The sequence below is a fragment of the Ewingella sp. AOP9-I1-14 genome (assembly GCF_052375995.1).
GTDB lineage: Bacteria > Pseudomonadota > Gammaproteobacteria > Enterobacterales > Enterobacteriaceae > Ewingella > Ewingella allii.
In genome coordinates this window covers 426,085-439,159 of the sequence record NZ_JBQSVA010000001.1, presented here as the reverse complement: position 1 = coordinate 439,159, position 13,075 = coordinate 426,085, and the positions used below count along the sequence as shown (strand labels likewise).

The 13,075-nt window shown below is 51.8% G+C and carries 15 protein-coding genes; 14 read left to right on the top strand and 1 reads right to left on the bottom strand.

Annotation, left to right across the window (positions count from 1 at the left end; all coding sequences use genetic code 11):
- Positions 1-414 precede the first annotated feature (414 nt).
- Positions 415-1,377, top strand: coding sequence for a 23S rRNA pseudouridine(955/2504/2580) synthase RluC (gene rluC / locus ACT3RT_RS02140; protein WP_496202425.1), 963 nt, complete (start codon positions 415-417; stop codon positions 1,375-1,377).
- 5 nt (positions 1,378-1,382) lie between these two features.
- Here the strand turns inward: rluC and ACT3RT_RS02135 are convergent, their stop codons facing one another.
- Positions 1,383-1,988: a Maf family protein gene (locus tag ACT3RT_RS02135; protein ID WP_485901223.1), complete on the bottom strand. Its 606-nt coding sequence runs from the start codon at positions 1,986-1,988 to the stop codon at positions 1,383-1,385.
- A gap of 143 nt (positions 1,989-2,131) precedes the next feature.
- On the opposite strand from ACT3RT_RS02135, the gene yceD reads away from it, so the two are divergent.
- The 13 genes from yceD (at position 2,132) to ACT3RT_RS02070 (ending at position 12,817) form a co-directional block, all read left to right on the top strand.
- Positions 2,132-2,656, top strand: coding sequence for a 23S rRNA accumulation protein YceD (gene yceD, locus ACT3RT_RS02130; protein ID WP_034791386.1), 525 nt, complete (start codon positions 2,132-2,134; stop codon positions 2,654-2,656).
- A 12-nt stretch (positions 2,657-2,668) separates the two neighbouring features.
- Positions 2,669-2,836, top strand: a complete 168-nt coding sequence (rpmF, locus tag ACT3RT_RS02125; RefSeq protein ID WP_013576249.1) for a 50S ribosomal protein L32 — start codon at positions 2,669-2,671, stop codon at positions 2,834-2,836.
- Positions 2,837-2,898: 62 nt separating this feature from the next.
- A complete protein-coding gene (gene plsX, locus ACT3RT_RS02120; RefSeq protein WP_034791383.1) occupies positions 2,899-3,933 on the top strand; it encodes a phosphate acyltransferase PlsX in 1,035 nt (344 codons plus the stop codon).
- 6 nt (positions 3,934-3,939) lie between these two features.
- Positions 3,940-4,893: a beta-ketoacyl-ACP synthase III gene (locus ACT3RT_RS02115; protein ID WP_353502550.1), complete on the top strand. Its 954-nt coding sequence runs from the start codon at positions 3,940-3,942 to the stop codon at positions 4,891-4,893.
- Between the two features lie 18 nt (positions 4,894-4,911).
- Positions 4,912-5,844 carry an ACP S-malonyltransferase gene (gene fabD, locus ACT3RT_RS02110; protein WP_353502549.1) on the top strand — a complete coding sequence of 311 codons (933 nt, stop codon included), beginning with the start codon at positions 4,912-4,914 and terminating at the stop codon, positions 5,842-5,844.
- A 10-nt stretch (positions 5,845-5,854) separates the two neighbouring features.
- Positions 5,855-6,589, top strand: a complete 735-nt coding sequence (gene fabG / locus ACT3RT_RS02105; RefSeq protein ID WP_034791377.1) for a 3-oxoacyl-ACP reductase FabG — start codon at positions 5,855-5,857, stop codon at positions 6,587-6,589.
- A gap of 153 nt (positions 6,590-6,742) precedes the next feature.
- Positions 6,743-6,979, top strand: coding sequence for an acyl carrier protein (acpP, locus tag ACT3RT_RS02100; protein ID WP_015690190.1), 237 nt, complete (start codon positions 6,743-6,745; stop codon positions 6,977-6,979).
- 97 nt (positions 6,980-7,076) lie between these two features.
- A complete protein-coding gene (fabF, locus tag ACT3RT_RS02095) occupies positions 7,077-8,318 on the top strand; it encodes a beta-ketoacyl-ACP synthase II (RefSeq protein WP_486033229.1) in 1,242 nt (413 codons plus the stop codon).
- A gap of 166 nt (positions 8,319-8,484) precedes the next feature.
- Positions 8,485-9,282, top strand: a complete 798-nt coding sequence (gene pabC / locus ACT3RT_RS02090) for an aminodeoxychorismate lyase (protein ID WP_496202424.1) — start codon at positions 8,485-8,487, stop codon at positions 9,280-9,282.
- A 25-nt stretch (positions 9,283-9,307) separates the two neighbouring features.
- The gene (gene mltG / locus ACT3RT_RS02085; RefSeq protein WP_496202423.1) at positions 9,308-10,333 is read left to right on the top strand and encodes an endolytic transglycosylase MltG; all 1,026 of its coding nucleotides are present in this window, start codon (positions 9,308-9,310) and stop codon (positions 10,331-10,333) included.
- Positions 10,323-10,967, top strand: coding sequence for a dTMP kinase (gene tmk, locus ACT3RT_RS02080; protein WP_485901216.1), 645 nt, complete (start codon positions 10,323-10,325; stop codon positions 10,965-10,967). Before mltG ends, tmk begins: the two co-directional genes overlap by 11 nt.
- On the top strand, positions 10,964-11,941 hold the full coding sequence (holB, locus tag ACT3RT_RS02075; RefSeq protein ID WP_485901214.1) for a DNA polymerase III subunit delta': 978 nt from the start codon (positions 10,964-10,966) through the stop codon (positions 11,939-11,941). Before tmk ends, holB begins: the two co-directional genes overlap by 4 nt.
- Positions 11,942-12,022: 81 nt before the next feature.
- Positions 12,023-12,817 carry a metal-dependent hydrolase gene (locus ACT3RT_RS02070; RefSeq protein WP_496202422.1) on the top strand — a complete coding sequence of 265 codons (795 nt, stop codon included), beginning with the start codon at positions 12,023-12,025 and terminating at the stop codon, positions 12,815-12,817.
- Positions 12,818-13,075 lie beyond the last annotated feature (258 nt).

Below are 13,075 nucleotides of genomic sequence, written 5' to 3'. Positions count from 1 at the left end.
TATGAAAGCAGTACTTTTAGTAGGGGAATAGCTTCTGAATTTAGGTTAACAGATCTCATTCCATTTGCCGGCCAAGCTGCAATCCGCAGCCCGCTAATTGCTTGATTTCACATTACGTCTTACGCCATTGCTGCGCTTTTGTTCGATCAGACAAATCTATAATTCCTGCGTTTTCCCTAACTTAAGGAAAAGAACGCGGAAAGTGACCTCATTATTCCATTGCATGCACAGTGATAGCAAGGTGACTTTAGTAGTTGCAGTAAAGATTCTTATCCTTATGCGATGTAACCCGCATTGATTATCCCTTCATTCTTACTGCTCGTCGGGTTTTCCAGCCCAGTTGCTGATAAACTAAACGCTAAGCTCATAAAAACCAGTGGCGCGAACCGTGCCGGATATTTAGAATCGCGATCCATGAAAACTGAGAATCCATCTGTACAATTAATCCCCATTTCCGAAGACGAAGCCGGACAGCGCATAGATAACTTCCTGCGCAACATCCTTAAAGGCGTACCTAAGAGCATGATTTATCGCATCGTGCGCAAGGGTGAAGTGCGGGTAAACAAAAAGCGTATTAAACCTGAATACAAGCTGTTGGCTGGCGACGAAGTGCGCGTACCTCCGGTTCGCATTGCCGAGCGAGATGAAGCGCCGGTCTCTGCCAAACTCGATAAAGTTGCCGCGTTAGCTGACTGCATCCTTTATGAAGACGATCATCTGCTGATCCTCAACAAACCTTCCGGCACCGCGGTGCATGGCGGGAGTGGGTTGAGCTTTGGCGTTATCGAAGGCTTAAGAGCTTTGCGCCCCGACGCGCGTTTCCTTGAGTTAGTGCATCGTTTGGACAGAGACACCTCAGGCGTTCTGCTGGTGGCCAAAAAGCGTTCGGCATTGCGTTCGCTGCATGAGCAACTGCGTTTAAAAAGCATGCAGAAAGATTACCTCGCGCTGGTTCAGGGCGAATGGCAATCCCACTGCAAAGTGGTACAGGCCCCCTTGCTGAAAAACATTTTGCAGAGCGGTGAGCGTATCGTCAGGGTGAGTGCGGAAGGCAAGCCTTCTGAAACCCGCTTTAAAATTGAAGAGCGCTACGAGTTCGCCACGCTGATTAAAGCCAGCCCGGTAACTGGAAGAACGCACCAGATCCGTGTGCACGCCCAGTATGCGGGGCACCCGATTGCTTTTGACGACAGATATGGCGATCGCGATTTTGACGGACAATTAGCCGGAACGGGTTTGAATCGCCTATTCCTGCATGCCGCTGCTTTGCGTTTTGAGCACCCTGGAACTGGCGAGACGTTGCGCATTGAGGCTCCAATGGATGCCAAACTGCGCAACTGCTTAAAGAAGCTGCGTCTCAAACCCGCCAAAGGCTAATGCTTTTATACTGACTGTTGGCGCAGCAGGGGGTTCACGCCCTTGGCGCGCAACAGTTCCAGCAGTGCAATCAACGGCAGACCAATCAGCGTATTGGGATCTCTGCCGTTGAGTTGGCTAAATAAACTGATCCCCAACCCCTCGCACTTAAAACTCCCCGCGCAATCGTAAGGCTGTTCCATCTCTAAATAGTTGCTTATCTCTTCATCGCTTAACGCCCGGAAGGAAACCTCAAAGGGTTCGCATAAGGTAACGGCTTGCTGAGTGCGGCTATCGAGCAGTGACAGGCCAGTGTAGAAGGTCACCACCTTGCTACTTGCCGCGCGCAATTGTCGTTTCGCATTCTCAAAGTTGTGAGGCTTGCCGGTGATTTTTCCCTCGATTGCACAGACCTGGTCTGAACCGATGATCAAATAATTGGGATGCGAGTGCATCAAAGCCCGCGCCTTGGCTTCGGCCAATCGTTTGACTAAAGTTTCAGGCGATTCATTAGCATAGGGCGACTCGTCGATATTCGGCGCGGCACAGCTAAACTCAAGGTTCAGCTTTTCCAGCAGTGCGCGGCGGTAGGTTGATGTCGACGCGAGCAGAATAGGGGGTAAAGTTGGCATTATTATTTTTTCACAAAGCGTAGCGTTATTTATTTGCACATCTTAAACTGTTGGCCGCTGTGGAAGCGAATATTGGTGAAAGGTGCGGTTTTGAGGCCTTTTTCTTTGACTCTATGTCGTTACAAAGTTAATATGCGCGCCCTATGCAAAAAGTAAAATTACCCTTGGCCGTTGATGCGGTTCGTACAGCCCAAAAGCGTTTAGATTACTCCGGTGTCTACACGCCTGATCAGGTAACACGAGTTGCGGCATCAGTGGTTAGTGTTGATTCTGATGTGGAAACATCTTTGTCGTTTAATATCGACAATCAACGGCTGGCCGTTATCGAAGGCAAATCAGCAGTTCTCGTAACTCTGGAATGTCAGCGATGTGGTAAGACGTTTGAGCATCAGGTTCACACAACATATTGTTTTAGCCCTGTTCGCAATGATGAACAGGCTGAGGCATTACCGGAAGCGTACGAGCCGATCGAAGTCGACGACTTTGGCGAAGTTGATCTGCTGGCAATGATTGAAGATGAAATCATTCTTTCTTTGCCTGTCGTTCCGGTACATGAATCTGAACACTGTGAAGTGTCCGACGCGGACATGGTATTCGGTAAACTGCCTGAAGAGGCGGAGAAACCAAATCCATTTGCCGTATTAGCGAGTTTAAAGAAAAGTACTTAAGGAGTAAGGTCCATGGCCGTACAACAGAATAAACCAACCCGTTCTAAACGTGGCATGCGTCGCTCTCACGATGCTCTGACCACTTCCACTCTGTCTGTGGACAAAACTTCTGGTGAAACTCACCTGCGTCACCATATCACTGCCGACGGTTTCTACCGCGGTCGCAAGGTAATCGGCTGAGATTTGCTTGCTACTTATTTGCGTGATAACTCACTCATGATAAGTACTAGCAAGGCGATACCTTGACTCGTCTAACCCTTGCGTTAGATGTAATGGGCGGGGACTTCGGTCCTTCCGTCACAGTGCCTGCTTCATTGCAGGCACTGATCTCTAATTCTGAACTCCATCTTCTTCTGGTCGGCGATCCCGACGCTATCACGCCTTTCCTTGCTAAAGCCGATCCTTCTCTGAGAGAACGAATTCGGATTATTCCTGCTGAATCAGTTATAGCCAGCGACGCTCGCGCATCGCAAGCTATCCGGGCCAGCAAAGGAAGTTCAATGCGGGTGGCCTTAGAGCTGATTAAGAGTGGAGACGCGCAGGCCTGTGTCAGTGCTGGTAATACTGGTGCACTGATGGGACTCGCAAAAATGGTTATAAAGCCCCTGGAAGGTATTGAACGCCCGGCGCTGATGACGGTGTTACCGAATCAGCTGCGTAGTAAAACGGTGGTGTTGGATCTTGGGGCGAATGTTGAATGTGACAGCACGATGCTAGTCCAGTTTGCCGTGATGGGTTCGGTGATGGCTGAAGAAGTCATCGGCATTGAGAACCCGCGCGTAGCCTTGCTGAATATCGGCGAGGAAGAGTCGAAAGGGCTGGATAACATTCGTGACGCGGCAGCCATTTTAAAAAATACGCCAGCTATCAACTATATCGGCTATCTTGAAGGCAATGAGCTGTTAACCGGTAAAACTGATGTGATGGTGTGTGATGGCTTTGTCGGGAATGTCACACTCAAGACCATGGAAGGTGTAATAAGGATGTTTTTGTCACTGTTAAAATCCTCTGGGGAGGGTGGCAAAAAGGCTTGGTGGCTGAAATGGTTAGGCCGTATTTTGCAGAAGAAATTAGCAAAGCGCTTCGGCCATCTTAATCCAGACCAGTATAATGGCGCATGTTTAGTAGGATTACGGGGCATCGTTATTAAAAGCCACGGCGGGGCAAATCAGCGAGCGTTCGCTGTTGCTATCGAACAGGCTGTGCAGGCGGTGCAGCGGCAAGTTCCACATCGGATAGCCGCGCGCCTTGAGGCTGTATTACCCAAGAGTGACTGATCGTACATGTATACAAAAATTCTCGGTACGGGGAGCTATTTACCCGTGCAAGTTCGGACTAATGCCGACTTAGAAAAAATGGTGGATACCTCCGACGAGTGGATTGTCACCCGTACAGGTATTCGTGAACGTCGTATCGCTGCACCGGATGAGTCTGTGGCCACAATGGGCCTGCATGCAGCAGAGAAGGCACTTGAAATGGCAGGCGTTAGCGCAAGCGAAGTCGGTCTGATCATTGTTGCGACAACCTCATCTACCCACGCATTCCCAAGCTCGGCATGTCAGATTCAAAACATGTTGGGTATCAAAGATACCGCGGCATTTGACTTAGCAGCAGCTTGCGCAGGCTTCACCTATGCGCTGAGCGTTGCAGATCAGTACGTCAAGAACGGTGCTGTTCGCTATGCATTAGTGATTGGCTCTGACACCTTGTCGCGCAAGCTCGATCCGGAAGATCGCGGCACCGTGATTCTGTTCGGTGACGGCGCGGGTGCTGTACTGCTTGGCGCGTCAGAAGAGCAGGGGATTATCTCCACTCACATGCACGCCGATGGCCACTATGGCAACTTGTTGACGCTGGCTTATCCAGATCAATCCGCGCCAGAAAAACCAGCTTATGTCACGATGGCTGGCAATGAAGTCTTTAAAGTCGCCGTGACCGAATTGGCTCATATCGTTGAAGAAACTCTCGAGGCCAATAATCTTGACCGTTCAGAGCTTGATTGGCTGGTTCCGCATCAGGCGAACCTGCGCATCATCAGCGCAACGGCTAAGAAACTGGGTATGGGCATGGACAAAGTCGTCGTGACCCTCGATCGCCATGGTAATACCTCTGCAGCGTCTGTTCCTGCAGCATTCGATGAAGCCGTTCGCGATGGCCGTATCAAGCGCGGGCAACTGGTTCTTCTCGAAGCATTTGGCGGTGGCTTTACCTGGGGCTCGGCGCTGGTACGTTTCTGATTTAACAGGATAATCAAAATGACAAAAATAGCAGTTGTTTTTCCTGGGCAGGGCTCTCAAGCCTTGGGGATGTTGGCTGATTTAGCGGCTGCGCATCCGATTGTTGAGGAAACCTTTGCAGAGGCTTCATCTGCGCTAGGGTACAATTTGTGGGAACTGGTACAACAGGGGCCTGCAGAAGAACTGAATAAAACCTGGCAGACCCAGCCTGCGTTGCTGGCGGCGTCTGTCGCTATCTGGCGCGTATGGCAGCAAAGCAATGGCGCGAAGCCTGCTTATCTCGCCGGTCACAGTCTGGGCGAGTATTCCGCTCTGGTTTGTGCTGGCGTGCTGGACTTCAAACAGGCTATTTCGCTGGTTGAACTGCGCGGGAAACTGATGCAAGAAGCCGTGCCAGAAGGCACTGGCGCGATGTCCGCCATTATTGGCCTGGACAACGACGCTATTGCCAAAGCTTGTGAAGAGTCGACACAGGGGCAGGTAGTCTCGCCAGTTAACTTCAACTCTCCGGGCCAAGTGGTTATCGCCGGGCATAAAGAAGCCGTTGAGCGCGCGGGTGCTGCTTGTAAAGCCGCCGGTGCAAAACGCGCACTGCCTCTGCCTGTTAGCGTGCCGTCTCACTGTGCGCTGATGAAGCCTGCTGCCGATAAAATGGCCGTTGCGCTTGAGAACGTCACTTTTAGCGAGCCGCAATATCCGGTTGTGAACAATGTGGATGTCAAAGTTGAAACGTCGCCTGAAGCTATCCGCAGCGCGCTGGTTCGTCAGCTTTACAACCCGGTTCGCTGGACTGAATCTGTCGAATTCATGGCAGCGCAGGGCGTTGAACATTTAGTTGAAGTTGGACCAGGTAAAGTTCTTACCGGCCTGACTAAACGTATTGTTGATACTTTAACAGCAGCGGCCGTAAATGATACTGCCAGCCTGACTGCTGCGCTTGAACAAGAATAAGAGGAACATCATGAGCTTCGAAGGTAAAATTGCCCTCGTCACAGGCGCAAGCCGTGGCATTGGTCGTGCTATCGCAGAAAAGTTGGTTGCCGGTGGCGCGAAAGTCATTGGTACTGCAACAAGCGAAAGCGGCGCGGCTGCAATTAGCGAATATTTAGGTGAAAACGGCAAGGGCATCGCCCTGAATGTGGTTGATTCTGCATCGATCGAACAAACATTGGCTACGATTCGAGCTGAATTTGGCGAAATTGACATTTTAGTTAATAATGCCGGTATCACACGTGATAACCTTCTCATGCGAATGAAAGATGACGAGTGGCAGGATATTCTTGATACGAATCTGACTTCAGTATTTCGGCTGTCAAAAGCAGTAATGCGGGCTATGATGAAAAAGCGTTTTGGCCGGATCATTACAATTGGTTCTGTTGTTGGGACTATGGGTAACGCAGGGCAGGCGAACTACGCGGCAGCTAAAGCCGGGTTAATCGGTTTTAGCAAGTCTTTGGCGCGTGAAGTGGCTTCACGCGGCATTACTGTCAACGTCGTTGCTCCCGGCTTTATTGAGACGGACATGACAAGGGCGTTGACAGATGATCAACGCGCAGGCATTTTGTCATCAGTTCCAGCCAACCGGTTGGGTGATGCCAAAGAAATTGCTAGCGCAGTTGCTTTTTTAGCCTCTGATGAGGCCAGCTACATCACTGGTGAAACATTACATGTCAATGGCGGCATGTACATGATTTAAAAATTACGAAACTATTTGCGTTATTTGCGGTAAAAACCGCAAAATAGAGCAAATTCGTGGTTTGACCAGCCGGGATTTAGTTGCATCTTTTTCAACATTTTATACACTACGAAAACCATCGCGAAAGCGAGTTTTGATAGGAAATTTAAGAGTATGAGCACTATCGAAGAACGCGTTAAGAAAATCATCGTTGAACAGCTGGGTGTTAAACAGGAAGAAGTAGTTAATGCTGCGTCTTTCGTAGACGACCTTGGCGCTGATTCTCTCGACACCGTTGAGCTGGTTATGGCTCTGGAAGAAGAGTTTGATACCGAGATCCCTGACGAAGAAGCTGAAAAGATCACCACTGTTCAGGCAGCTATTGATTTTATCAACGCTAGCCAGCAGTAAGCTAATCTGCTTTTAGTTTAGATAGTTAGGCGGTCATTCGACCGCCTAAGTTTTTTCTGACCCACCGTATCAATTTTCCCTCCCTGGAGGACACAACGTGTCTAAGCGTCGAGTTGTAGTGACTGGACTTGGCATGCTGTCTCCTGTCGGCAATACTGTAGAGTCCACTTGGAACGCTCTCCTTGCCGGTCAGAGTGGCATTAGCCTAATCGACCATTTTGATACTAGTGCCTTTGCAACGCGTTTTGCTGGCTTAGTAAAAGATTTTAACTGTGAAGAGTACATTTCGCGCAAAGATGCCCGCAAAATGGACGCCTTCATCCAGTACGGCATTGCTGCCGGCATCCAAGCGATGCAAGACTCTGGGCTTGAAGTCACTGCCGAAAACGCCCCGCGAATTGGTGCGGCGATAGGTTCAGGTATTGGCGGTCTCGGTCTAATCGAAGAAAACCATACTTCATTGGTTAACGGCGGACCCCGCAAGATCAGCCCATTTTTCGTTCCTTCCACCATCGTAAACATGATTGCCGGTCATCTGAGCATTATGTTTGGCCTGCGTGGACCGAGCATTTCAATTGCCACAGCTTGTACTTCTGGTGTTCACAATATTGGTCATGCCGCGCGAATCATTGCTTATGATGATGCCGACGTCATGCTAGCCGGCGGTGCCGAAAAGGCCAGTACCCCATTGGGCGTTGGTGGTTTTGGTGCAGCACGCGCTTTATCCACGCGTAATGACAATCCGCAGGCGGCAAGCCGTCCGTGGGATAAAGAACGAGATGGTTTCGTACTTGGCGATGGCGCTGGCATTATGGTGCTGGAAGAGTACGAACACGCGAAAAAGCGCGGTGCGAAAATTTATGCTGAAATCGTTGGTTTTGGTATGAGCAGCGACGCATTCCATATGACCTCTCCTCCTGAGGATGGCGCTGGCGCCGCTCTCGCGATGGAAAATGCGTTGCGCGATGCTGGCATTGCCGCCTCTAAAATTGGCTATATCAACGCGCACGGTACCTCTACCGCCGCCGGGGACAAAGCCGAAGCACAGGCCGTTAAATCGGTGTTTGGTGCTGATGCACAGCGCGTGCTAGTGAGTTCAACTAAGTCTATGACCGGCCACCTGCTGGGCGCGGCTGGGGCGGTAGAGTCCATCTTTACCCTGCTGGCGCTGCGCGATCAGGCTGTGCCTCCAACCATTAACCTGGATAATCCAGATGAAGGTTGTGATTTAGACTTTGTGGCGCACGAAGCTCGTCAGGTAAGCAATATGGAATACACGCTGTGTAACTCGTTTGGCTTTGGCGGCACCAATGGTTCATTGGTCTTCCGTAAAGTCTGACGGGATATTCCCAGCCTGTTGAAGATGTCTGAAAGGCCCGATATTCGGGCCTTTTTGTTATCTGATACTCGCGGTATAAAGTCGGAATGCTCTACTTGATAGGCTAAGCGAACTGCCTCAGGCTTCGCAGGGGACTGGCTCACAAGCGTCACAGCGGGAGTAAGTAATGTGGATTAACGGTGTCTCGACCAATTTACTGCCAGCAGGCGACCGTTCTGCGCAATTTGGCGACGGCAGCTTTACAACGGCCCATATCTCAGAGGGGAAGGTAAAGCTGCTGTCAGCGCACCTCGACCGGCTAAAAGCCGCGACCGAGCGTTTGATTATTACGGGCGTGGATTGGGCATTGCTCGAGGCCGAAATGGTCCACGCCGCCAGCCTGCGCGACGAAGCTGTGCTCAAGGTGATGGTCACGCGCGGAGTAGGCGGCCGCGGCTATAGCCCGCAAGGCTGCGATTCGCCGACGCGAATTATCTCCACCTTTGATTATCCGGCGCACTATCACGCGTGGCGCGAACAGGGCATTAAACTGGCACTTAGCCCAGTGAAACTCAGCCAAAACCCGCTGTTAGCCGGTGTTAAGCATCTTAACCGCCTCGAGCAGGTGATGGTACGTCTTCACCTTGACCAAACAGATGCCCAAGAGGCGCTAGTGGTTGATACCGCCGGGATGCTGGTAGAATGCTGTGCCGCCAATCTTTTCTGGCGCAAAGGGGAGAAGGTTTTTACCCCCGTTCTGTCACTGTCAGGGGTGTCTGGCGTGATGCGTAACCATATTATTGCGTTGCTTGAGCAAAGTGGCCGGTTTAGCGTTTCCGTGGTTTCAGAGCCGCCACAGACCCTGAGCGATGCAGACGAAGTGATTATTTGTAATGCCCTGATGCCCTTTATGCCGGTGCGTCAGGTAGAAGATTGGCATTTTACGTCGTCAACCTTGAACGACTTTTTACATCAGGTTTGTTAAACCAGCGCATCAGAAGTGAACATTTATGAAGAATAAAAAACTCAAAATCCCTGCTCTTATTATCGTCATTCTGCTTGCTGCGCTGGCTTTTGGTTACCATAAAGTGAAAACTTTTGGCGATCGCCCGATCAATGTCAGTAGTGAGACTATCTTTACTCTGCCTGCCGGTACGGGCCGCGTGGTGCTGGAAACCCTCCTGGTGAAGCACCAGATAATGCAAAAAAATCCCTACTTCTCTTGGCTGCTGCGCATTGAGCCGGAGCTGAGTAATTTCAAAGCTGGGACCTATCGCTTTGAAAAAGGCATGACGGTGCGCCAAATGCTCGAATTGCTGAGAAGTGGCAAAGAGGCGCAGTTTAGCGTGCGTCTGGTGGAAGGTTTTAAACTCAGCGACTGGATGAAGGTGCTGGATGGCTCGGCCTACCTCAAACACGAGTTGAGTGGCAAAACCGGCGAAGAGATTGCCGCCGCGCTGGGCATGACCGACACCAAAAATGCCGAAGGCTGGCTCTATCCGGATACCTATCTCTATACCGCGGGCATGACCGACCTGTCACTGCTCAAGCGCGCTCACCAGCATATGGAGAAGACCGTAGACAGCATTTGGAAAGGCCGGGCGGACTCGCTGCCTTATAAAACGCCAACCGACATGCTGACCATGGCGTCTATTATTGAAAAAGAGACGGCGGTCAAAGAGGAGCGCGCGGAAGTGGCTTCGGTGTTTATCAACCGTTTGCGCATTGGCATGCGCTTGCAGACTGACCCCACGGTGATTTACGGCATGGGTGAGAGCTACAAAGGTAACATCAGCCGTAAAGATCTGGAGACGCCGACGCCTTACAACACCTATGTGATTTCTGGTTTGCCGCCATCGCCAATCGCGATGCCGAGCGAAGCCTCTATTGAAGCCGCGGCTCATCCGGCAACGACCAATTACCTCTATTTTGTGGCTGACGGCAAAGGCGGCCACACCTTTACGACTAACCTCGAAAATCACAATAAAGCGGTGCTTGTGTATCGCGAGGCATTGAAAAATAAGAATGAAAAGTAAGTTTATTGTTATTGAAGGTCTGGAAGGGGCCGGTAAAACCACGGCGCGCGACGTCGTGGTAAACCAACTTCGCCAACTCGGCGTCGAGGAGATTGTCTTTACCCGCGAGCCGGGCGGGACGCCTTTGGCTGAAAAGCTGCGTGACCTGTTTAAACGCGGCGTTGACGACGACAAGCCGACGGTGAAAGCTGAGGCGTTGATGCTCTATGCCGCCCGCGTGCAGTTGGTGGAAACCGTTATTATGCCCGCCTTAGCGCGTGGAGCCTGGGTGGTGGGCGATCGTCATGACCTCTCTTCGCAAGCTTATCAGGGCGGCGGTCGTGGCATCGACCCTGAGCTGATGCGCTCGCTGCGTGATATCTCGCTGGGGGACTTCCGTCCTGATCTGACGCTGTATCTCGACTTGCCGCCTGAAATTGGTTTGCAACGCGCCAGCGCGCGCGGCGAGCTGGATCGCATTGAGAAAGAGGCTCTGCCGTTCTTTGAGCGGACGCGCGCGCGCTACCTTAGTCTGGTAGCGCAAGACTCGCGGATCAAAACCATTGACGCTTCGCAGCCTCTGGAGCAGGTCACGGCCTCTATTCAGCAGACTTTGCAACAGTGGTTTGCCGAGCAGCAGGGCGAAGCGCAATGACATGGTATCCGTGGCTGAGCGCCCCTTATCGTCAACTGGTGAGCCAATACCAATCTGGCCGGGGCCACCATGCCTTGCTGATGCACGCGGCGCGCGGTATGGGCGAGGACGCTCTGGTTTACGGACTGAGCCGCTGGTTGCTGTGCCAGCATCAAGACGGCGAGAAAAGCTGCGGTACCTGCCACAGCTGCCAACTGATGATTGCCGGAAACCATCCTGACTGGCACGTGTTAACGCCAGAAAAAGGCAAGAATTCGCTCGGTATTGATCCCGTCCGTCAACTGATTGAAACGCTCTACAACTATTCTCAGCAGGGTGGGGCGAAAGTGGTCTGGCTGCCCGACGCCGAGTTGCTGACCGAGGCGGCGGCCAACGCGCTGTTGAAAACGCTGGAAGAGCCGCCGGTGAAAACCTATTTCGTGATGGGTTGTACCGAACCGGCCAGCCTGCTGGCGACTTTGCGCAGCCGCTGCCAGTATTGGCATTTGGCGACGCCAGACGAAAATCTGGCGGCGCAGTGGCTCAATCGCCAACTGAGCGCCGATCCGGTAGCTATTAAAACTGCTCTCAGGCTTGGCAACGGTACGCCGCTATCGGCGCAGGCGCTGTTGCAGCCCGAGCGCTGGAAGCAGCGAGTGGTGCTGTGCCAGCAGTTGGCCGAAAGCTGCCAGCAGCGGGATATGCTCTCATTGCTGCCGCAGCTCAATCATGATGACGTCGGCGAGCGCGTGCAGTGGCTATGCTCACTGCTGCTCGACGCCATTAAATGGCAGCAAAACGCCGGGCAGTTCATCATCAATCACGACCAACAGAATTTGATTAGCCAGATTGCCCATTTGCAAACCAATGATTCATTGCAGAAAAGCGTGCAGGGTTGGATGCACTGCCGCCAGCAGTTGCTAACTATTACTGGCGTCAACCGGGAGCTTATCCTCACCGAGCAATTGCTCGAGTGGGAACAGCTGCTGGGCTAATTAAGTCCGAAAGATTATTCAGCAGCGTGTCATTTCGGTGGCGCGCTGACCTGCCAAAACCATCGTAAAGAGTTAAATATTATGTTTTTAGTCGACTCCCATTGTCATCTCGACAGTCTGGATTACAACGAGCTGCACAGCGGCGTGGATGCAGTAGTAGAAAAAGCCCGTGAGCGTGACGTGAAGTTTATGCTGGCGGTGGCGACCACTTTGCCGGGCTACCGTGCCATGACCCAGCTGATTGGCGATCGCCCGGAAGTGGCGTTTTCCTGCGGCGTACACCCATTGAACATTGATGGTGGTTATGATTTCGACGAGCTGAGCCAGCTGGCGGCGGACCCGAAAGTGGTTGCCATGGGTGAGACGGGCCTCGACTACTTCTACCAGAAAGAAGAGCAGCAGATTGCCTTGCAGCAAGAGTCTTTCCGCCATCACATCCGCGTGGGCCGCGAGCTGAACAAGCCGGTGATTGTGCATACGCGCGACGCACGACAGGACACGCTGGATATCCTGCGCGATGAGAAAGCCGGTGAGTGCGGCGGCGTGCTGCACTGCTTCACGGAAGACCTGCCGACGGCGGAGTTCTTACTGGATCTGGGCTTTTACATCTCCTTCTCAGGAATAGTTACTTTCCGTAATGCCGAGCAGCTGCGCGAAGTGGCTCGCTATGTGCCGCTGGATCGCCTGCTGATTGAAACCGACTCGCCTTATCTGGCGCCGGTTCCGCACCGTGGTAAAGAGAACCAGCCAGCCTATGTTCGCGACGTGGCTGAGTATATGGCCGTATTGAAAGGGGTGAGTCTGGACGCTCTGGCCGAAGCCACAACCGCCAACTTTTCACGCCTTTTTCACCTCAACACTTCCTCCCTGAGCTAGCCTTAAAAAGCAGTCACATTCACTGGAATTATTTTACGGCTCGTAATTAATGGCCTGAACGGGTAATGTGCACATCCGTTTTAGGCTGCTTAACGCGACTAATTTGAGATTTTCTTTAACGAATGTCTCATTTTTAAACGCGCTTGCCGTCTTTTTTCAATAAAACGTGACTGCCATCAAACATTAAAAAAGGGAATTATTTTACCCTTCGTAAAAATTCAAAGGGGTGCTTAGACACCCTGAACGTCAAGGGTTTTC

Excerpts from the sequence above, each read along its gene's own strand:
- rluC (WP_496202425.1), top strand. The coding sequence starts at position 415 with ATGAAAACTGAGAATCCATCTGTACAATTAATCCCCATTTCCGAAGAC.
- ACT3RT_RS02135 (WP_485901223.1), bottom strand. The coding sequence starts at position 1,988 with ATGCCAACTTTACCCCCTATTCTGCTCGCGTCGACATCAACCTACCGC.
- yceD (WP_034791386.1), top strand. The coding sequence starts at position 2,132 with ATGCAAAAAGTAAAATTACCCTTGGCCGTTGATGCGGTTCGTACAGCC.
- rpmF (WP_013576249.1), top strand. The coding sequence starts at position 2,669 with ATGGCCGTACAACAGAATAAACCAACCCGTTCTAAACGTGGCATGCGT.
- ACT3RT_RS02115 (WP_353502550.1), top strand. The coding sequence starts at position 3,940 with ATGTATACAAAAATTCTCGGTACGGGGAGCTATTTACCCGTGCAAGTT.
- fabD (WP_353502549.1), top strand. The coding sequence starts at position 4,912 with ATGACAAAAATAGCAGTTGTTTTTCCTGGGCAGGGCTCTCAAGCCTTG.
- fabG (WP_034791377.1), top strand. The coding sequence starts at position 5,855 with ATGAGCTTCGAAGGTAAAATTGCCCTCGTCACAGGCGCAAGCCGTGGC.
- acpP (WP_015690190.1), top strand. The coding sequence starts at position 6,743 with ATGAGCACTATCGAAGAACGCGTTAAGAAAATCATCGTTGAACAGCTG.
- pabC (WP_496202424.1), top strand. The coding sequence starts at position 8,485 with ATGTGGATTAACGGTGTCTCGACCAATTTACTGCCAGCAGGCGACCGT.
- mltG (WP_496202423.1), top strand. The coding sequence starts at position 9,308 with ATGAAGAATAAAAAACTCAAAATCCCTGCTCTTATTATCGTCATTCTG.
- tmk (WP_485901216.1), top strand. The coding sequence starts at position 10,323 with ATGAAAAGTAAGTTTATTGTTATTGAAGGTCTGGAAGGGGCCGGTAAA.
- holB (WP_485901214.1), top strand. The coding sequence starts at position 10,964 with ATGACATGGTATCCGTGGCTGAGCGCCCCTTATCGTCAACTGGTGAGC.
- ACT3RT_RS02070 (WP_496202422.1), top strand. The coding sequence starts at position 12,023 with ATGTTTTTAGTCGACTCCCATTGTCATCTCGACAGTCTGGATTACAAC.